The sequence below is a fragment of the Marinobacter sp. bablab_jr008 genome, from assembly GCF_016464145.1.
Classification (GTDB): Bacteria; Pseudomonadota; Gammaproteobacteria; order Pseudomonadales; family Oleiphilaceae; genus Marinobacter; species Marinobacter nauticus.
In genome coordinates, this window is sequence record NZ_JACDWW010000070.1 from 137,448 (window position 1) to 157,090 (window position 19,643).

18 protein-coding genes and 1 pseudogene are annotated in these 19,643 nt (G+C 58.7%); 7 read left to right on the forward strand and 12 right to left on the reverse strand.

Going from position 1 to position 19,643, the window contains the following annotated elements; all coding sequences use genetic code 11:
* Window positions 1-220: 220 nt before the first annotated feature.
* Complete coding sequence (gene pbpG / locus JIF53_RS13755; protein ID WP_199452902.1) at window positions 221-1,147, forward strand: D-alanyl-D-alanine endopeptidase; 927 nt, start codon at window positions 221-223, stop codon at window positions 1,145-1,147.
* A gap of 16 nt (window positions 1,148-1,163) precedes the next feature.
* A complete protein-coding gene (locus JIF53_RS13760) occupies window positions 1,164-1,643 on the forward strand; it encodes an asparaginase domain-containing protein (RefSeq protein WP_199452904.1) in 480 nt (159 codons plus the stop codon).
* 11 nt (window positions 1,644-1,654) lie between these two features.
* On the opposite strand, the gene JIF53_RS13765 is transcribed toward JIF53_RS13760, so the two are convergent.
* The 4 genes and pseudogenes from JIF53_RS13765 to JIF53_RS13780 all read right to left on the reverse strand — a co-directional run bounded on the left by JIF53_RS13765 (window position 1,655) and on the right by JIF53_RS13780 (window position 5,619).
* The gene (locus JIF53_RS13765; RefSeq protein WP_199452906.1) at window positions 1,655-2,350 is read right to left on the reverse strand and encodes a pseudouridine synthase; all 696 of its coding nucleotides are present in this window, start codon (window positions 2,348-2,350) and stop codon (window positions 1,655-1,657) included.
* On the reverse strand, window positions 2,350-3,378 hold the full coding sequence (locus tag JIF53_RS13770; RefSeq protein ID WP_199452908.1) for a metal-dependent hydrolase: 1,029 nt from the start codon (window positions 3,376-3,378) through the stop codon (window positions 2,350-2,352). The genes JIF53_RS13765 and JIF53_RS13770 overlap by 1 nt, the downstream gene beginning before the upstream one ends.
* A gap of 117 nt (window positions 3,379-3,495) precedes the next feature.
* A pseudogene (locus JIF53_RS13775) lies at window positions 3,496-4,233 on the reverse strand (THxN family PEP-CTERM protein).
* Window positions 4,234-4,386: 153 nt separating this feature from the next.
* Entirely contained in the window at window positions 4,387-5,619 is a 1,233-nt protein-coding gene (locus JIF53_RS13780) for a lytic murein transglycosylase (protein WP_199452910.1), read from the reverse strand.
* A 218-nt stretch (window positions 5,620-5,837) separates the two neighbouring features.
* Here JIF53_RS13780 and JIF53_RS13785 point away from each other — a divergent pair, with 218 nt between their 5' ends.
* A complete protein-coding gene (locus JIF53_RS13785) occupies window positions 5,838-6,734 on the forward strand; it encodes a response regulator (protein WP_022993202.1) in 897 nt (298 codons plus the stop codon).
* A gap of 11 nt (window positions 6,735-6,745) precedes the next feature.
* Here the strand turns inward: JIF53_RS13785 and phoR are convergent, their stop codons facing one another.
* The 5 genes from phoR to JIF53_RS13810 all read right to left on the reverse strand — a co-directional run bounded on the left by phoR (window position 6,746) and on the right by JIF53_RS13810 (window position 11,023).
* Window positions 6,746-8,068, reverse strand: coding sequence for a phosphate regulon sensor histidine kinase PhoR (phoR, locus tag JIF53_RS13790; RefSeq protein ID WP_199452912.1), 1,323 nt, complete (start codon window positions 8,066-8,068; stop codon window positions 6,746-6,748).
* An 85-nt stretch (window positions 8,069-8,153) separates the two neighbouring features.
* A complete protein-coding gene (phoB, locus tag JIF53_RS13795; RefSeq protein ID WP_199452914.1) occupies window positions 8,154-8,846 on the reverse strand; it encodes a phosphate regulon transcriptional regulator PhoB in 693 nt (230 codons plus the stop codon).
* Between the two features lie 121 nt (window positions 8,847-8,967).
* Complete coding sequence (gene ubiA, locus JIF53_RS13800; protein ID WP_199452916.1) at window positions 8,968-9,852, reverse strand: 4-hydroxybenzoate octaprenyltransferase; 885 nt, start codon at window positions 9,850-9,852, stop codon at window positions 8,968-8,970.
* Window positions 9,853-9,918: 66 nt separating this feature from the next.
* A complete protein-coding gene (locus JIF53_RS13805) occupies window positions 9,919-10,485 on the reverse strand; it encodes a chorismate--pyruvate lyase family protein (protein ID WP_199452918.1) in 567 nt (188 codons plus the stop codon).
* A complete protein-coding gene (locus tag JIF53_RS13810; protein ID WP_011787001.1) occupies window positions 10,466-11,023 on the reverse strand; it encodes a hypoxanthine-guanine phosphoribosyltransferase in 558 nt (185 codons plus the stop codon). The genes JIF53_RS13805 and JIF53_RS13810 overlap by 20 nt, the downstream gene beginning before the upstream one ends.
* 281 nt (window positions 11,024-11,304) lie before the next feature.
* Between JIF53_RS13810 and JIF53_RS13815 the strand changes: the two genes are divergently transcribed.
* The 3 genes from JIF53_RS13815 (at window position 11,305) to tesB (ending at window position 13,629) form a co-directional block, all read left to right on the forward strand.
* Window positions 11,305-11,472 (forward strand): rubredoxin, encoded by a 168-nt coding sequence (locus JIF53_RS13815; protein ID WP_008173532.1) that lies wholly within the window; start codon window positions 11,305-11,307, stop codon window positions 11,470-11,472.
* 15 nt (window positions 11,473-11,487) lie between these two features.
* Window positions 11,488-12,645, forward strand: a complete 1,158-nt coding sequence (locus JIF53_RS13820; protein ID WP_199452920.1) for an NAD(P)/FAD-dependent oxidoreductase — start codon at window positions 11,488-11,490, stop codon at window positions 12,643-12,645.
* A gap of 123 nt (window positions 12,646-12,768) precedes the next feature.
* Window positions 12,769-13,629 carry an acyl-CoA thioesterase II gene (gene tesB, locus JIF53_RS13825; protein ID WP_199452922.1) on the forward strand — a complete coding sequence of 287 codons (861 nt, stop codon included), beginning with the start codon at window positions 12,769-12,771 and terminating at the stop codon, window positions 13,627-13,629.
* On the opposite strand, the gene JIF53_RS13830 is transcribed toward tesB, so the two are convergent.
* The 3 genes from JIF53_RS13830 to JIF53_RS13840 form a co-directional block, all read right to left on the reverse strand.
* On the reverse strand, window positions 13,596-16,151 hold the full coding sequence (locus tag JIF53_RS13830; RefSeq protein ID WP_199452924.1) for an EAL domain-containing protein: 2,556 nt from the start codon (window positions 16,149-16,151) through the stop codon (window positions 13,596-13,598). The genes tesB and JIF53_RS13830 overlap by 34 nt on opposite strands.
* A gap of 107 nt (window positions 16,152-16,258) precedes the next feature.
* Window positions 16,259-16,705 (reverse strand): flavodoxin, encoded by a 447-nt coding sequence (locus tag JIF53_RS13835; protein WP_199452926.1) that lies wholly within the window; start codon window positions 16,703-16,705, stop codon window positions 16,259-16,261.
* A gap of 66 nt (window positions 16,706-16,771) precedes the next feature.
* Window positions 16,772-17,875 carry a GGDEF domain-containing protein gene (locus JIF53_RS13840; RefSeq protein ID WP_199452928.1) on the reverse strand — a complete coding sequence of 368 codons (1,104 nt, stop codon included), beginning with the start codon at window positions 17,873-17,875 and terminating at the stop codon, window positions 16,772-16,774.
* A gap of 195 nt (window positions 17,876-18,070) precedes the next feature.
* Here JIF53_RS13840 and JIF53_RS13845 point away from each other — a divergent pair, with 195 nt between their 5' ends.
* Window positions 18,071-19,636 (forward strand): inorganic phosphate transporter, encoded by a 1,566-nt coding sequence (locus JIF53_RS13845; RefSeq protein WP_199452930.1) that lies wholly within the window; start codon window positions 18,071-18,073, stop codon window positions 19,634-19,636.
* The last annotated feature ends 7 nt before the right edge of the window (window positions 19,637-19,643 follow it).

Here is a 19,643-nt window from a genome sequence, read left to right on the forward strand (position 1 = left end):
ATCCTGAAACTGAAAAGCGGCACCGTTACACTCTGGTTACAATGATTAACGATATGTAACGAATTGATTTGACTAATATTTTACATGAATTTAAGGTTTTTTGCATTTGCTGTTTAAAACGCATGATTGAAAATGAGACCTGCGCCCGGCCCATGTGCGCTGATATAGTTCGCGCTATCGATCAATTCCCAGTTAAGGCCTGAGAGGCAGGTAGTTCACCATGCGTTACTCCGTATTTCTCACTGTTGTCGTCTTTCTCCTGGCGGTGTCCTGCCAGAGTGCTGCCAGTCCGGAGCGGGTTCCGAACCTGGCGTCGGTGCAGGCAGCTGTGGCGGAGGTTGGCCAGGAGGGCTTGCTGTTCGGGAAGCATGCCGATCGTCCGGTACCTGTGGCGTCGATCACCAAACTGATGACCGCACTTGTGGTGGTGGAATCCGGACAGGACATGGACGAGTGGCTGACCTTCGAGAAGCGTCATGTCGAGGCTGCTGCGAACGCCTGGAGCAGGATCCGGGTGGGCTCTCAGCTTCGGCGCCGCGACGTGCTGCGGATTGCCCTGATGTCATCCGAGAACTTTGCTGCCTACACTCTGGCACGTACTTATCCCGGCGGCTTTGACGGTTTTGTGGCCGAGATGAACGCCAAAGCCAAAGCCCTGGGGATGCTTCAGACCCGATTTGTTGACCCGACCGGTCTCTCTACCGGCAATGTGTCCACGGCAGCGGATCTGGTGATCCTGGCACGTGCTGCGCTCAAGCATCCCGAAATTCGTGAAGCCTCGACCACCGGCTACTACCGGGCCGAGTTCCGCAAACCCCGGTACAGCCTGTCGTTTGGCAATACCAATGCGTTGGTGCATCGGGACAGCTGGGGCGTGAGCCTGAGTAAAACCGGATACCTGACAGAGGCGGGGCGTTGTCTGGTGATGGTGTCGGAGATGAACGGAACGCCCGTGATCACGGTTTTGCTGGACTCTCTGGGTACCCGGTCTCCGATGGGGGATGCCGGCCGAATCAAGCGCTGGCTTGCCACGGGTCAACCAGGTTCGGTGGCGCCGGCCGCGAAGCGTTATGCACAGGAAAAAAATTCAGCTCTGATGGCGGCAGAGGCAGAACAGTCTCGAACCACCACGGCGTCCTCACAATAAAGGAACAGCTCAGACCATGATTGAGATACTGACCACCGGTGGCACCATCGATAAGGTCTATTTTGATGCCAACAGCAAGTTTGAAATCGGGGACAGCCTGTTGCCGGAACTGTTGACGGAATCCAACATCCATGACGGCTATGAGGTTCGCCCCCTGATGCGCAAGGACAGCCTGGAACTGACCGATGCGGACCGTCAAACCATTCTGGCCGCAGTCAAGGCCTCAGCCAGCCAGCGTATCCTGATTACCCATGGCACCGATACCATGGCGCAGACCGCCGAGGTACTGAAATCGGTAGCCGATCGCACGATTGTGCTGACGGGCGCCATGCAACCTGCGCGCATGCGGCGCAGCGATGCTACCTTCAACGTTGGCTTTGCCTGGGCTGCGGTGTCGCTGTTACCGGCGGGGGTCTACATTGCCATGAATGGTGAGGTGTTTGAGGCAGGTTCGGTGCGGAAAAATCTGGAAGCCCAGAGGTTCGAGCGCGCTTAGGTGGGTGGTGGTCACTCGGTCACTGAGCGGATTTCCTGAGGTGTCAGAGCCCGGAATTCACCGGGCGCCAGATTATCGTCCAACTCGATACTGCCGATGCGAAAGCGGTGCAGAGCCTCAACACGATTGCCAACGGCGGCCAGCATTCGTTTAACCTGGTGGTAACGGCCCTCGCTGATGGTCAGGTCGATGACCTTGTCGCTGTGTACACGGACCTCGGCGGGCCTGGTCGCCGTGGTTTCACCGTTTAGCATGACGCCTTTTTCAAGCGCCCGGCGGGCCTCGTCCGGGATAGCCTCGGCCAGCCAGACCCGATAGCTTTTGCGGCATTCCCGCCGGGGTGAAGTGACCGCATGGGACCATTGGCCATCACTGGTCAGCAACAGCAGGCCAGTGGTGTCCTTGTCCAGACGCCCTGCCATATGAACCCGACTGGCCAGATTACCGGGCAGCAGGTCGAGAGCGGTTGGCTGACTGCTGTCAGTGGTGGCACTGAGCACCCCGGCGGGTTTATGCATCATCAGGTAGATATCGCCAGGTAAGGTAACCGGCGTACCGTCAAGATGAACAGATTGTTCGGCCTCCACCCGGCGGTTGGCTTGCCGACAAGTTTCTCCGTTCACCTTCACACGCCCCGCCGACACCACCTTTTTTGCCTCCTTGCGGGAAAGTTCTGTAGCGTTCGCCAGATACTGGTCCAGCCGCATCAGCAAGAGCTCCCCTGGTTGGGAACGGATAGGGTCGCCAGGCACAGTACCGGCACCTGGCCGGTCATTCGATCCCACAACAGGGGCAGTGCGGCCCGGTTAAGCGCCGGGCGGGGCAGACGATCGCTGGCCAGCGGCTGCAGTCCGTCTTCGGCGGTTTCAGCCAGGATGAAGGTGAAAGGGTGAGCGCCGGGTATGCCCAGCCGGATATCCGTTGCGGTTATCTGGGTGCCGTTCTGCTGGTAGTCGAGAAAACCACCGGTAAACCATTCCAGTCGCCGGGCTTCCGGCAGCTCGGCGACAAGGCGGGCAAGCTCTGGTTGCCGAGGGAAGCGCTCCAGCACCAGCTCACCGCTGGCATCAAGAAAGCCGGTCACCACTTCGATTCTTTGCTCTGCACTGACCGCCGTGGCACGCCACAGTACAGTGTTGAATGGCATCGGTTGAACCATCAGGGCTGCCTGCTCCATACCGGCGTTCGCCAGCGCTGGTCGCACCCGCTCGGTGATGATCTGTTGTGCAACCAGGGTCCAGCCGAGATAAAGGCTGGAAATAAGCAATCCGGCGGCAACGGTTCTCGACGCTGGCGGTCGATACAGAAAGGCCAGGCATCCTGCCAGCAGTGGCAAGGTATAGAGCGGATCAATGATAAAGATACTGTTGATCGCCACGGGCGGGCCAATGGGCCAGAACAGCTGGGTGCCGTAGGTGGTAAAGGCATCCAGCAACGGGTGCGTGATCAGGATCAGGCCAACCAGTGCCAGCCATCGCTGATAGGAAATGAGCGGTTTCCAGCGCCACAGGCCCCAGGCGATAAGCAGAGACAGTGGTGCCAGAATAAACAGAGAGTGGCTGAACCCCCGGTGCTGGGTAAAGTTGGCAACGGCTGTGCCATAGTCGATGACCACATCCAGGTCGGGTAATGTGCCGAGCAACGCACCGGTAAGAAGGGCCGATCGCCCCAGGGTTTTGCCGGCAACCGCGCCCGCAATGGAAGCGCCAAGGGCGGCCTGTGTGATGGAGTCCATAATGTCCCGATTCGTGGTAACTGGGTGATACCAGTATTATGCGCGGATTCGGGATTCAGATCACGGGAGGTAGGAATCGCCGGCAGCACAGGGTACTGCCGGCGAAGAGGGGATTGCTCAGACCTTACGGCGGCGCGCCAGTCCCAGGCCGGCCAGGCCGAGGCCCAGCAGCGCGAGAGTACCGGGTTCCGGAACGGAGCGAACGTTCAGCTTGGCCAGCAGATCGACAGAGGTTGCCTTGCCTTCCTGGGTTTCAATTTCATTCAGGCCATTGGCAAAGCCAAGCAGAGACAGAGAATAGATGTTGGAGCCGAACTGGAACTCGGAACTCTCGATCATGTTGTCAAGAATAACGACATCATCAACGTCCTGTTCGACGCTCCAGCAGAATACCCACCAGCATTCCTGACCGACATTCGGTGTTTCGTTGTGAATGAAGTCAAAGGTATAGGGGCCGGTTACCGTGTTGTTGCTTACCGTTGTGGAGAAGGTGGCGAATACATCCAGGCTCACGCCGGTGATGCTTTCACCGGTAATCCGGTTGTTGAAATGTGTAAAGGTTCCCAACACAAATGGGTCGTTTGAGGTGATGGTTTGTGGCAGATTGGCCGGTCCCTGAAAGCTGAAGCCACTTTGAGGTCCATTTGAGCATGTCTGCCACCACCACGGACCAGAGCAGGTCTTCTCGCCAGTGCCTCATTGGAGTGTATCCGTACCAACGCCTTGAATGTTGCTGCCATTGCTTGGTGTACCCCAAGATCCTGATACAGAATCAAGATCGACCGGGAAGGCCCAGGCAGTTGCGGCGAATCCAAAAGTGACCGCCGCTACGATTCCTTTCATTAATTTAAGCATTGTTCACACCTTACTGCTCACAGTTGTAGGATTGCCTGGAAATGGCCAGGCGCTGCTAAGGTGTGTAGCTAAATGCGTGCCAATATTTTTTGTCTAAGAAATACAATCCCTTATAGTTTATCGCTTCTTTAAGTGTAAAAAAGTTCGACGTTTTCATGAGCCGCTGTAAACCCCGAGAGCCGCTAATACCTGTTCTGATGGAAAGCCGTCAGCCACCAGGCCTTCCGCTTTCTGGTACGCGCGTATGGCCTTGCGGGTGTTGGAGCCGAGGATGCCATCGGGTTCGCCGCTCGGGTAGCCTTTGTCATTCAGTGCCTGTTGAAGCTCCAGCACCTGATTCCGTGACAGCGCGGGCTGATCCTCTGGTGGTGGGTTCTGAAGCTTTCCGGCGCCGGCAATCCGGTCTGCCAGATGGCCAACGGCGATGGCGTAGAACTCGGACCGGTTCCAGCCCATGATCACCCGGAAATTACTGTAAACCAGGAAGGCCGGGCCCTGGTGGCCGCTGGGCACGATCAGGGCCGCCTCAATGGGCTCGTTGGCCAGGTGGTTACCGAAGGCATCGGTGATGCCCATCTTGCGCCAGTCTGCCAGGGGCAGACGGCGACCATCGGCCAGACTGAAATCAAAGTTGTCGGGTAATAGCACCTCCCGCCCCCAGCGATAGTCGCCATCCCAACCCATGGACTGAAGAAAACGACCGGCAGACATCATGGCGTCTGGAAGGCTGTTCCAGAGATCCCGGCGCCCATCACCATCGGCGTCGACCGCGTGTTTCAGGAATACCGTCGGCATGAACTGAACATGGCCCATGGCACCGGCCCAGGAACCTTCCATCTGGTCAGCCGGAATGGCGCCTTCGTCAATAATGCGCAATGCGGCGATCAACTGTTCGGTGAAAAAGCTGCTGCGCCGGGCATCGCAAGCCAGGGTGGCGAGGGCGCTGGGCACCTGCATCTTGCCGAAGTAGCTGCCATAGTTGGTTTCCAAGCCCCAGAATGCCGCCAGATAGGGCGCCGGAACGCCGGTTTCCGCGGTCACGCGGTTCAGGAGTTCACGGTGTTCGGCCAGCAATTCCCGGCCTTTGCCGACCCGGGTGTCGTTAACCCGTCGGTTCAGGTAATCGGCAAAGGTGGTGGTAAATTCGGGCTGTCTCCGGTCCAGCTCAATCACTCTGTCGAGGTGCACCACGCCGGCCATCACCGACTGCACCGTGGATTCACGCACACCGGCGGCGACGGCTTTCTCTCCGAGTGCCTGTTTGCACTGCTCAAACTCCGGTGTGTTGGTTGCTTCGGTTTCTGCCCTGGCAACCAGCGCCAGCGTGCTCAGGGAAATCGCCACCAGGGAGCGGCGAATGGCAGTCCGGAAGGTCAGGTCGGGCACGGGAATCCTCGCAATAGAGTCATAAAGGCATTGGCTGCCATGTTAGCGCGTTTTCCGTGTTGGAAAATACCGCCATAACCTACAGTGTCGCGTGTTTTTTCGGTTGGGAATCTACTTATCGCCCTCCGGTTTTGTCGTCTTTTTGTAGCACTCCGGTCACGTCAAGACCGGGATGTTCTATAGTTGGAGCATGAGTGGAATCCGGAGCAGATGTCGTTATGGCAACACTGAAGGCGCTGGTCGTCGATGACGCCAGTTTTGTAAGAGATCTGGTGAAACGGACAGTGCGCCAGCGCTTTCCCGTCATTGAAACCACGGACGCCCAGAATGGCCGGCGGGCCCAGTCCCTGATGTCCAGAACCAGTTTTGACCTGGTGTTGTGTGACTGGGAAATGCCGGAGATGTCCGGGCTGGAGCTGCTGCAGTGGATGCGCCAGCAACCGCAGTACCAGAAGGTGCCATTCATCATGATCACCAGTCGCGGCGACAAGGATCATGTGATTGAGGCGGTCAAGGAAGGGGTGTCTGAATACCTGGGCAAGCCTTTTAGCCCGGAGGGGTTGAGCAAGAAAATCATCAAGGTGATGGGCCGCCGCCTGAAGGACGCCATGGATCGCAGCGGCAAATCACTGGAAGGGCCGGCGGATGCGTTCAAGGAATCCGCCACCCTGCTCACCCAGAAGCGGGAGGCGCCGGCGCCAAGGCCTGAAGCCTCAAAGCCTGAACCCGCGGCTGATAACCCGCTGCTGAATGCTGGTAGCGCAAAAGCGGCTGCAGGCAAGCCTCAGGCCCGTGGTGCCATGAGTATGGCATCTGTAAGGTTTTCCGACAGTACCCTGAAGTCGGTGGTCAAGGACATAAACCTGACGGAAGTGCGGGTGATCGCCAAGCGGGATCAGGAATTCCCGGGTATTCTTGATCAGGCCGTGGTGGATATCGACATGGGGGATGGCCAGATGGCTCGCCTGAACGGCTACGTGCATCAGTTGCAGGCGGTGGATAAGCGCCAGGATACCGACTTTGTCAGTGTCACTATTCGTTTTGTCGATGAAGACCCGAAGAAGCTGGAGGACCTGTCACGGTTCGTGGCCAGGTTCCGGGCCTCAAACCGTTAACTGAGGGTGTCTCAGTCCTCCGGGACTTGCTCGGGAATCCGTTCGACCAGGCGCTCCCTTGGAAAATGGCAGATAAACTCGCTGCCTTCGCCGACTTTGCTGCGAATTTCCAGGTTGCCGTCGTGATTGATCAGCACATGCTTGACGATAGCCAGGCCGAGGCCGGTTCCGCCGGTGTCCTTGTGGCGGCTGGGGTCGGCGCGATAGAACCGTTCGGTCAGCCTGGGGATATGGATCGGATCAATGCCGATGCCGGTATCCTTGACGGACAGATGGGCGCCTTCGCGATTTGTGCTCCAGGCAACTGTGATGGCTCCGCCGGCCGGCGTGTATTTCACCGCATTAAACACCAGGTTGGAAAACGCACTGCGTAGCTGGCTTTCATCGCCCTGCAGCAGGCGGTGGTCACTGATCTGAACACTGATCTGGTGGCCCTTGTCACCGCTCAGGGCCCGGGCATCATGACAGATCTGGTTCAGCAGGGCGTCGACATCGGTGAGTGTGTCGTCCACCGTATGTTCGCCGGTCTCGATGCGGGACAGCAGAATCAGGTCTGTAATCAGGGCTTCCATCCGTGAAGCCTGAGCCGCCATGGTATTGATGGCCCGGCGCCACTTGGGTGGCAGCTCTTCGCCATGATCCACCAGGGTTTCAAGGTAGCCACTGATCACGGTCAGCGGTGTGCGCATTTCATGGGAGACGTTGCCGACAAAGTCCCGCCGCATTTGTTCAAGCTGATACAGCCGGGTGACATCCTTGGCCACGATCAGTCGGTCATCGTCGCCGAACAGGCTGATCTGGATCTGCAGATGGATGTGAGGCTTGGCAGGAGAATTGATTTCCAGAGGCTCGCGGTAATCCCGGGCGTCGAAATAGGCCTTGAACGCCGGGTTGCGGATCAGGTTATGAATGTACTGGCCCTGATCGGTGCTGCGACGGAAGCCCAGCAGGTATTCGGCCGAACCGTTCCACCATTCCATGGCGCCCCGGGCGTCGGTCATGATCACACCGTCGCGCATGGCGTTGGTGGATTCCTGAACCCGGTTGATACGGGCCCGGAGTCGATCCTGGGTCAACAGATGATTCTGGTTCAGCTTGTGCAGGTTGTCGAAGATATCACCCCACAAGCCGATGCTCTGTGGGGCTTCATCAGCCGCGCTGGGATTGCCCAACCACTGGTACAGGCGTCGGGCCTGGACCAGGGTCCACCAAAGATAGGCAACAAGCCCAATCAACAGCCCGTAGAGCGGCTCGCCGAAATAGAACCCCACCAGGGTGGTGCCCGCGAGCGCGGTGATGATCAGTCTCAGGTAACGGGACCAGTTGTGTTGCATCCACTACTGCCTTGTCGTGTTGCCGGCGCTGATGCGGTGATCGCCGGACGATGATGGGCGGCCCGGGCCTGCCTTGAGGGAGAAATCAGGCTGCTTTGGTGGAAAACCGGTAGCCTGTTCCCCGCACGGTCTGAATCAGATGGTCGTACCTGTCTCCCAGCGCTTTGCGGAGGCGACGGATGTGAACATCGACGGTGCGTTCCTCGACATACACGTTGCCGCCCCAGACCTGATCCAGCAGTTGAGACCGAGTATAGACCCGTTCCTGGTGAGTCATAAAGAACTGCAGCAGGCGGTACTCGGTAGGGCCCATGTTGATGGCACCGTCGGCGGTTGTCACGCGATGGCCGACCGGGTCCAGGGTCAGGCCCTCCACTTCGATGGGGCTGTCGACACCCGGAGGCGTCGCACGACGCAGGACCGCCTTCAGACGGGCCACTAGCTCGCGGGGGCTGAAGGGCTTGGTGATGTAATCGTCAGCACCGACCTCCAGGCCCTGGATCTTGTTATCCTCTTCTACCTTGGCGGTAAGCATGATAATCGGGATATCCGCGGTGGCCTCTTCTTTCTTCAGCCGGCGAGCCAGTTCGACACCGCTGGTGCCCGGCAGCATCCAGTCCAGCAGGATCAGGTCGGGTTGCTTGTCGATAATCAGGGCGTGGGCTTCACGGGCGTCCGCTGCCTCCAGATAGTCGTAATCCGCCATTTCGAGCGCGACCGCAATCATTTCCCGGATGGGCGCTTCGTCATCGATGATCAGGACAGTTTTTCCACTCATATGCATCAACCTGTGTCAGACCTCGGGAGTTCTCTGATCAGAGGTGCGAACACACTCCCTTGTAATGTTGCCGAGTCATTACAACGCGTCTTTGTTACAAGTATATGACATGGGCGGGTAGTCAGAACGCCAGATCGAGCGCCAGGCCCAGAAACACCGCAAAGCCGGCCCAGTTGTTATTGAGAAATGCCTTGAAGCATCCTTCCCGGTTCCGCTCCCTGGCCAGGTACTGGTGGTAGACGAAGAGCGTGGCCATGGCCACGACACCGAGATAATAGAAAGACCCCAGTTCCGCCCGCTGGCCCACCATCACCAGAATCACCACCACCATGGTCTGCAGCAGAGCAATGATCGCCCGATCTGCATCACCAAACAGGATGGCTGTCGATTTTATGCCGACTTTCAGGTCGTCATCCCGGTCGACCATGGCATAGAGGGTGTCATAGGCGACCGTCCAGAGCACGTTGGCGGTAAACAGCAACCAGGTGAGCTGACTGAGTTGGTTGGCCTCAGCTGCCCAGGCCATGGGAATGGCCCAGGAAAAGGCGGCGCCCAGAAACAGCTGGGGCAAATGGGTGTAACGCTTCATAAACGGGTAGATAAAGGCCAGCAGTGCACCACCGAATGACAGATACAGGGTCAGGGTGTTGGTGAACAGCACCACCATCAGAAACGACACCAGGCATAGCCCGGCAAACAGGGCGACGGCTTCCCAGGCACGGACCCGGCCGGCGGTGAGCGGGCGGTCTTTGGTGCGTTTGACATGGCGATCCCAGTCCCGGTCGGCAAAATCGTTGATGGCACAGCCCGCGGCCCGCATGAAAAATACGCCCAGGGTAAAGATCAGCAGGTTGGCAAATGACGGGGCCCCCTCGGCCGCCAGCCAGAGTGCCCAATAAGTTGGCCACAGCAGCAACAAAGTGCCGATCGGGCGGTCGATGCGCAGCAGGCGTGCGTAATCAGCCAGGCGGGCATGAACGTGGGTGGGCAGGGTGATCTGCAACATAGGAGCTGGTATCCGCGTGTTGATGCGTGAGAGTGCATCCGATTATAGCCAGCGGTAGCGGTAGGGTTAACCCCGGTTGGGCGACTGGTATAACCGGGGCAGAAGATATTCCCCAACCAGAAGAGCGCAGGAACCCCGGTGGAACAGGGATCTGCGGGCAAGGCGAGGGTGACCGTTGCTACGGACTTTGCAGAGGCCTGTTTCCAGAGGCCCCCGCTGCCACTCCGGGCTGCTGAACAGATAGGCACCCAGGGGCTTGTTGCCAAGATTGCGCAGGCGGCGGCCATGGCCATGCAGACAGTTCTGCGGGATAACAGTCCGGGCCAGCACCCAAGGGCGGCCGTCACCGCAAAGGCGAACTTCCCGTACCCAGGCGAGCTGGCGCGGTGCCAGGTTCAGGCGCTTTGCCTCTTCAGGGGTTGGGGTCGAAAAACCCTCCCTGAGAATCTCAACGTGAAAGCGTTCCTGACATTTTTGCTGCAGGGCCCGGGTAAACGATCCCTCCACCGTTAGCCAGTAGCGGGCCGGGCCATGAACCTCAGGACAGTAAAGGCCGGCCGCCACCAGCGACCGGTACCAGAACGTGGGAGGTATGCTCAGCTCGGGGGGCTGGTCACAGTCCTTTAACGGCATAGATTCCCGGAGCGTTGCGCCAATAGCCTTTATAATCCATGCCATAGCCGAACAGGAATCGATCCTCAACGTAAAGGCCGGTAAAGTCTGCCTTCAGGCCGGGGCGTGCCTTGCGATCGTGCTCCTTGTCTACCAGCACCGCAGTCAGGACCTCGCTGGCACCATGAGCCAGGCAGTAATCTGCAATGGCGCACAGCGTCGTACCCTCGTCAAGGATGTCGTCGACGATCAGAACCGTGCGGCCTTTCATGTCGGCTTCCGGCTGCAGCTTCCATTCCAGAATGCCACCGGTGGTCTCCTGGCGGTAGCGGGTGGCATGCAGATACTCCGCCTGCACCGGAAATTTCAGTCGTGGCAGGAGCTGACCGGTCAGGATCAGGCCGCCGTTCATGACGCAGAACAACAATGGGTTGCTGTCTTTGAGGCGATCGGTGATGGCGCTGGCCATGGTGTCGATGGCGGCATGCACCTGCTCTTCGGGAACCAGGCAGTCAGCGTCTGCCATGACCTGGTTCATTTCAGCGACGGTATCGGTCATAACGATCGGGTCCTGTCCAAAACGGCGGATTATACCGAAGTGGGGCGATCGAAGGGAGGGGCGCGGCGGTATTGCCGGGTCTGTAATTGTGGCTATTGGCAGAAAACCCCGATCCGGGCTGTCGGTGGTGGCATTGGTCAACGCCGGTGTCGCGGTTATGATGGCAGCCGATCGGGTGAGTGGTGGTCGGCTGGAACTCGGTCGCATTTTGTGACCTTTGTGCTTGATTGCTTTATTGTTCGACAATAATATCCTCGCAGACAAATCGGTGGGAGTTAGTTATGAAGAAGTGGCAGTGTGTGGTGTGTGGTCTGATTTACGATGAAGCCGAGGGTTGGCCGGAGGACGGTATTGAGCCTGGCACCAAATGGGAAGATGTGCCCGAGGATTGGGTTTGCCCGGACTGCGGTGTGGGCAAGGAAGATTTTGAAATGATCGAAATCGGCTAAAGGCAGGACAGAGTCATGACCGAGCAGACACCTATTGTGATCGTTGGTACCGGTTTGTCGGGTTACTCACTGGTACGGGAATTTCGCAAACTGGATAAGGAAACCCCGGTCATTATGGTGACTGCCGACGACGGCGTCAGCTATTCCAAGCCTATGTTGTCGACCGGCTTTACCAAAGACAAGGATGCGGATGGTCTGGCCCAGGCCAACCCTGAGGCTATGGCCGAGCAGCTGGGGGTGGAGATTCGTCCCTGGTCCACGGTCACGGGCATTGATACCGATGCCCATGAGCTCAAACTGGGCGACCAGCGCATACGTTATGCCAAGCTGGTTCTGGCCTGGGGCGCCGACGTCATCCGCCTGAGTCTGGATGGCAACGCGCAGGATCGGGTTCATTCCATCAACGACCTGATGGATTACCGGGCCTTCCGTAAAGCCCTCGCCGGTGGCAAGCGGGTTGCGATTATGGGGGCGGGCCTGATCGGGTGTGAGTTTGCCAATGATCTGCGTAACGGTGGCTACGAAGTGGACGTTATCGCCCCGGATTCATCTCTGATGCCCAGCCTGCTGCCGGAGGCGGCTGCAGGTGCCGTGCAGGCCGAGCTGGAGAAGCTTGGCGTTCGGTTCCACCTGGGTACGGTGGTTGAGCGGGTAGAGCACCAGGGCAGTGGCGTTGAGCTGACACTCGGTAATGGTGAGCCATTACAGGCTGACCTTGTGGTGTCGGCAGTGGGCCTGCGCCCCCGTACTGAACTGGCTCGCTCTGCCGGGATCAATGCAGGCCGGGGCATTCAGGTGAACCGGGCTCTGGAAACCTCCGCACCGGATGTCTATGCCCTGGGTGACTGTGCCGAAGTGGATGGGCGCGTTCTGCTCTACGTGCTGCCGTTGATGGCCTGTGCCCGGGCGCTGGCGAAAACTCTGGCCGGTGAGCGCACGGAAGTCAGCTACGGCACCATGCCGGTGATGGTAAAAACCCCCTGTTGCCCGACCGCCGTCTGCCCACCGCCCATGGATGCCGAGGGCGAATGGCAGGTGGAACAGGAAGGGACAGACGTCAAAGCCCTGTTCCGGAGCCCGGACGGCGACACGCTTGGCTTCGCGGTGACCGGCCGGTTTGCTCTGGAAAAGCAGGCACTGGCGAAGGAAGTCCCCCCTATTCACCGGGCCTGAAGCCTGTGGCTGCCAGTGAGGATGGCTGGCAGCCGTTTGTCGTCTTTGGCAGTTTCAGCCGTTGCGAAACTTTCCTGTCTGGGGTAAAACCCGTTCGTGAGCTAACAAAAGACAGGAGCGCGCATGCTGGATGTAACCCGAAAACTGGTGGAGTTGCTGGATCTTTCCCCGATCGGAGACGATCATTTTCAGGGCGACAGCGAGGATCTGGGTTTTCCGCATGTATTCGGGGGGCAGGTTCTGGGGCAGGCCCTGATGGCGGCCAGCCGGACCGTCGAAAATCGCCTCTGTCACTCCCTGCATGCCTATTTCCTGCGCCCTGGCAATCACAGCATGCCCATTGATTATGAAGTCCAGCGCGTTCGGGATGGCGGCACGTTCTCGGTGCGCCGGGTGATTGCCCGTCAGGACGGCAAGGAGATCCTGACCGGCTCCATGTCATTCCAGGTCGCGGAAGACGGGCTGGACCATCAGGTGGACATGCCGGCAGCGCCGGACCCGGATACGCTCAAGTCCGAGCAGGACTGGGGCAAGCTGATCGCAGATAAAGTGCCGGAGAAAATGCGGGATATGTTGACCCGCGACCGGCCTATAGAGATCCGTCCGGTCGACCCGATGAATCCGTTCAAACCGGAAAAGCGCCCACCCCATCGCCAGAATTGGTTCCGGGCCCTCGGGCCTTTACCGGATGACCCGGTGCTGCATCGGTGTCTGTTGACTTATGCCTCTGACTTCTCGTTTCTGGGGACGTCCCTGACTCCTCACGGGCGCACCTTCATGAGCAAGAACATGCAGGTTGCCAGCCTGGACCATGCCATCTGGTTTCATCGGGATTTCCGTATGGATGACTGGCTACTTTATGACAAGGACAGTCCGAGTGCATCGGCGGGCAGGGGCTTCAATCGGGGCAATTTCTTTACCCGGGATGGTGTGTTGGTGGCCTCCACCACTCAGGAAGCACTGATCCGGGAACGTAAGGCCTGAGGATTGTAGTTGCCGAGCCAGTCAACCATTTCGTTAAAGGGTAGCGGTCGGGTTAGGAAGTAGCCCTGTACCAGATCGCACCCCATGTCGTGCAGCAGTGACAGGGTTTCCTCATCCTCCACCCCCTCGGCCACGACGGTGTAGCCGAGGCTGTGGCACATGTCGATGGTGGTGCGCACGATCACTCTATCCTGCTCCCGTTCCGCGATATCGGTAATCAGTGAACGGTCGATTTTGATTTCGCCGGCCGGCAACTGCTTGATGTAGGACAGGGACGAATAGCCGGACCCGAAGTCGTCAATGGAGAGCGGAATGCCCGCGGCATCAAGCGCATTCAGCGCCCGCAGGGAATTGGTGGGGTCCTGCATCATGGAGGTCTCCGTGACCTCAAAGGTGATGGCCCCGGAGTGGATCTGGTAGCTTTGCATCAACCGTTGCACGAACACGGCAAAATCCGGTTCCCGTAGATTGTTGGGCGAGATGTTGACGGCGATTCCGGCATCCCAGCCGATCTCCAGCAGCCGCCCGCGCATTTCCAAGGCCTCTTTCAGCACCCATCGGGTCAGGGGTTTGATCAGCCCGGTCTGTTCGGCCACCGCGATAATTTCATCGGGCCGAACCGGCTGTTCCCGCCTTGGCCAGCGAATCAGTGCCTCAAATCCGGTAATAGCGTGGGTACGCAGGCACAGCTTGGGCTGCAGGTACAGAGTCAGCTCGTTGTGATCGATGGCGTGGCGCAGGTCGGAGACCAGGGTCAGTCGGTCGGCGCTGTAGGAGTCCCGGGAGGATTTGTAGTAGGCAATTCCGCGGTCTCGGGCGCGGTCAGAACCTTCGGCGATCACCGCCCTGCGAATCAGGGTGTTGGCATCGTTTCCGTGAGTCGGGTAGAAAGCCACGCCGAGCTGTGGATTCAGGGGAACCTGCATGCCAAGGAAATCCACCGGGTAGCGGATCTCTTCAATGCTGCGCAGCACGATTCTGGGTACCGACAGCGCCTGGTCAGCATCCACCACAAAGGCAAAGGTTTGCGGGTCGAGGCTGGCCAGGAAGAAGGTTCGGTTGTCGGTCTGCTCCAGGGAGATGGCGCCGGGTACATCCTTGATCACCGCGTTGTAGTGTTTGGAGGCCAGTTCCAGTATGCGGTCGGTGTTGCGGTGGCCCAGGGTTTTGGTCACCGGGTACAGGTTGTTGAGGTGGATGATTACGACACCAAAGCGTTTACCACGCTGACTCCGGATCAGTTCGTTCAGGCGCATTTCGTAGCTGCTGCGATTGGGCAGGCCGGTGAGCGGATGGTGCAAGGCCTGGTCCATCAGCCGGAGTTCGGCTGTGCGCCGAGCTTCGAGTGCCTTGAGTTCCGCCTCCTGGGCCAGCACTTTCTCCTGGCGCTCGTGATAGATCCGGATGGCCAGAGCCAGGCTGAGCAGGATCGCCTGGAAGGCAGAACCCAGCTGCATGCCATAGACCGAGAAGAAACTGGTGGGAATCAGGCCATACTTGTTGGCGGCGGTAATGGCACTGCCCAGGGTCACAGCCCCCCAGGCCAGGGTGTAGTACACCGCCTGTGGGTTGCCTCGGGCCCATTGCAGGGGGCCGACGACAGTAAGCAGCAGGCAACTGGGAATCGCCAGGGCCACGGTTAGCCGGATGCCAGTGCCGTAATCAATCACCATGGTCGACAGCGCCAGTGCTCCGTTCAGCAAGATAGTGGCGAGCATGAGACGGTCGAGCCGGGGGCTGCACTCGCGCAGCTTGAGGAACGACCGTGAGAACATGAGAGTGAACAGTATGGCCAATGGTATCGACAGCACCATGGCGTTGCTCTGAACTGCAGGGAGTGTCGGCCACAGGAACTGGTAGGTAGTACCGTTCAGGGTGCCGATCAGGATCAGGTAGCCCAGGGTCGAGAGCACGTAATACAGGTAGATGGATTCCCTGAGCGCCAGGAACACAAACAGGTTGAAGCAGATGGCGGTAATCAGGATGCCGTAGTACAGGGCGTGAACCTGGCTTTCAACGGAGGTCTTCTCAAAAAAGCTGCGATTGTTCCAGAGCCGGAGTGGCACCTGCATGGCGCCGTCGGTGTCGATTCTCAGCAAAATGCGGTAGTTGTGATCAGCTTCAAGCTGGAACGGGAACAGGAAATGGGGATGTTCCACCGGGCGCTCCGAGAACAGCATGCGGTCGCCGGTCTGATAGCTCAGCTGGATTTCGCCGTCCCGTAACAGATAGAAATCGATTCGATCCAGATGCGGGTAGGTGATCTCCAGGAGATTGGTGGTTCGGGGCTGGCTGATCGGAAACTGCAGCCAGACCTGGTCCCGGGTGTAACCGAAATTGGGCGTTTGTTCGTTCAGGATTTGCCAGTCGCCGGATTCCAGGGCCTGTTGCGGGCTGCGTTGGTCGTCCGGCGCCAGTCTCAGGTACTCAATGGCCGGAATATAGCCATCACTGGCAGCCATGGCGGGAAGCGAAAGCGCCAGAAGAATCAGCAGGGCTGCCAGGGGTCGGGCCAGTTGCATCAGAATCACAGGTTACCGTTCTTGTCGTTATGGCCTGAGTATGGCCTGTCGTCTGGGGCGGCTCAAGCCGTAACCGGCAGACTTTTGGTAACTTGTGTAATTATTGGTCAAATCCCGTTAATCCAATCCCGGACCCAGGGCAGGGCTTCGGCCTCCGGCTCCATGGTTTCCAGTGCATCAATCCGCAGGGTGTCACCGACCTTGCGGGCGCCGGTTTCATACAGCGCCTCTTCCATCAGGTCTCCGGCACCGCAAAAGGTGTCGCCATAGGAGCTGTCGCCCAGCACGATCACGCCAAAGGGGCGGCCAGGCTGCTGAGGCAATTGTTCGCGCAAGTCCAGATAAAACGGCAACAGGTTGTCGGGGATTTCACCCTGGCCAGTGGTGGAGGTACACACCAGCAACGCGTCCTGGTTGTCGGTGATATCGGCCAGGGTTGGATTTTCCAGAACCGTGACGGTGTGGCCTTCGGGTTCCAGTTCCTGCTTGATACGGCGCGCTGTCAGCAGGGCGCCCCCGTAAACGCTGCCGGTAAGAATGCGGATTGCTGCCATAACGACTGCCTGTGTTGATGGGGTAGGAATGTTCGGGGCAGATAGTAATGGCGTGACTGGTTTGGCTCAAGCCGGAGTCTGGGGGCCGGGCCTGGCGTCCTGGCTCCGTACCCTGGGGGCAATACGGTTCCGGCCACTCTCCTTGGCGTTGTAGAGCTGCACGTCTGCCTGCTTGAGCAGTTCGTTGATCGATCCGGATTTGGAAATGGAGCATACCCCGGCACTGATGGTGACTGGCAGGGTTTGTTCCCGATGATGAAAACGGGTGGCCGCCACTTCGGCGCGCAGGCGCTCAGCCAGGGTGAGGGCCTGTAGCAAAGTGGTGTCGGGTAATAGCAGCAGAAATTCCTCACCGCCCCAGCGGGCAGCCACATCCGACTGGCGGACCATCTGTCTGACCAGATCCGCGAACTGGCGCAGAACCTCGTCGCCGGCATCATGGCCGAAATCATCGTTAATGCGTTTGAACAGATCCAGATCAATCAGAACGACGGAAAAATGATGGCCGGAGCGCTCGAACCGGGAGAACTCGGTGTTCAGCCGGCTCTGCATGTCTCGCCGGTTTGCCAGCCCGGTCAACTCGTCGGTGCGGGCGGCGTGTTCGTGGGCCTGGGCGAGTGCCACCAGTTTGTTGCGGGCCCGCAAACGGCCGGCTTCCAGCACGAAACAGAAGATCGACTCGAAGGTGAGTGTGGCGAAGAAACGGATCTTGAAGTCGGTGCTGTATTCGGCGCTGACCCCCGGCATGTCGGGAAACTGGAACACCAGGATGGCCAGCAGGTAGCAGAACAGCAGGATAGCGGTGCCACCCTTGAGGCTGGTCAGGTAGAACAGCAGGGGCGGGAACACATAAAACCAGAGCGGGCCGGTATTGCCCTCGCCGCCGGAGGCAATCAGATAGGTGAACAGCAGCCCGACAATAACCAGCAGGCCCCCTTTCTGGACCGTTTGGTCCCGACTCCAGGCGTACCAGCCAATGTTGAGAATGATCGGAACAACGAAGGCCCAGAGTACCCAGGCGTGCATATAGTGCTCGGCATACCAGGCTTTAGTGCCGATACCGGCCAGGAACAGGACCGCCATGGCTGAGAGGCCATTGAGCAGCCGGGAGATCTGGAGCTCCTCTTGCTCGCTGGACTGGATTTGGCTGGTGAGGCTGGTATCTGTCATTAACTGATGTTCTTTTTGACATATTTTCTGGAATTATGCGTCAAAAACCATCTGAATTGCAGCATTAACTATCAGGATTGTGAAGGGGGCCATCAACCGGGATTTGTTTCAATTTGATGGCAAAAAATTTATAGTTTGCCCCCGGCGAATACTGCCCAAACCCCTTCTGTCCACAAGACAAGAGAATCAATTGGTATGGCCCGTTCCAGCAGCTTTCTGGATAACCTTCTCACCAGCCCCTCCACGGAACGGTACAGGGTCGGACTAAGTGTACTTTTCCTTCTTTGTGTCTGGCTTGTGGTTGGCTCCTTCAGCCAGGGCCTGCCTAACGCCATGCTATTGATGGCCGCCGCGGTCATTGGTGGCTATATGGCCATCAACATCGGCGCCAACGATGTGGCCAACAATGTCGGGCCGGCGGTGGGCTCCGGCGCCTTGTCGCTGGGGGCTGCCGTTCTTCTTGCCGCGGTATTCGAGGCGGCCGGCGCGTTGATCGCCGGTGGCGATGTCGTGTCGACCATCAAGGGCGGAATTATTGATCCGACTAGCCTGGAAGATCCGCGCGCTTTTGTCTGGCTAATGACGGCGGCCCTGCTGGCGGGCGCCTTGTGGCTGAACCTGGCCACCTGGATGGGCGCGCCGGTTTCAACCACTCACTCCATCGTGGGCGGTGTCCTGGGGGCCGGTATTGCGGCTGGTGGGTGGACCATTGCCGATTGGGCAGTGATGGGCAAAATTGCTGCAAGCTGGGTGATCTCACCGGTGCTGGGCGGTGCCCTGGCGGCGTTGTTCCTGTTCGCAATCAAGAAAACCGTACTGTACCGCCAGAATCTGGTGTCTTCTGCCCGTACCTTTGTGCCCTGGCTGGTGGCGATTATGGCCTGGGCCTTTGCCACCTATCTGATGATCAAGGGCGTCAAGAAGATCGTCAAAGTGGATATGGTGGAAGCCTCGGTGATCGGCCTGATTGTGGCGGGGGTAGTGTTTTTCGTGATGCGGACCCTGGTGGGCCGCAAAGCCTCGACCATGGAAAACAGTGCGCAGGGGGTGAATACCCTGTTCACCTGGCCGTTGATCTTCGCCGCGGCCCTGCTGAGCTTTGCTCACGGCGCCAACGACGTGGCCAATGCCATTGGCCCTTTGGCGGCCATCAATGATGCCATTCAGGCCGGTGGTGGTGTGGTTACCTCAGCGAAGATCCCGCTTTGGGTGATGCTGGTCGGTGCCCTGGGGCTGGCGGTCGGGCTGATGCTGTTCGGCCCGCGCCTGATTAAAACCGTGGGTTCCGAGATTACTGAGCTTGATAAGACCCGGGCTTTCTGTATTGCACTGTCTGCGGCACTGACGGTGATTCTGGCTTCCCAGCTTGGCTTGCCGGTCAGTTCCACCCACATTGCCATTGGCGGCGTTTTCGGTGTCGGCTTCCTGCGTGAGTACCTGAAATCCAACTACGCGACCCAGTTGCACAAAATCATCGAACAGCATGACCCGACCGATCAGGAGCGCCTCAAGCCGTTCCTGGATGATTTCCGTAATGCCTCTGTGGAGGAAATGGAGAAGCTGCTGAAGCAGGCGAAGAAGAAAAAGCAGCAGGTGCCTTTGTCCAAGTCGGAGCGCAAGCGCCTGAAGAAGATATACCGTGAGGAGATGGTCAAGCGCTCCCATCTGGTGAAAATTGCCGCGGCCTGGATCATTACCGTGCCGGCGTCGGCGATTATGGCGGCGTTCCTGTTCTTTACCTTGCGTGGCCTGATGGTCTGACCGTCGT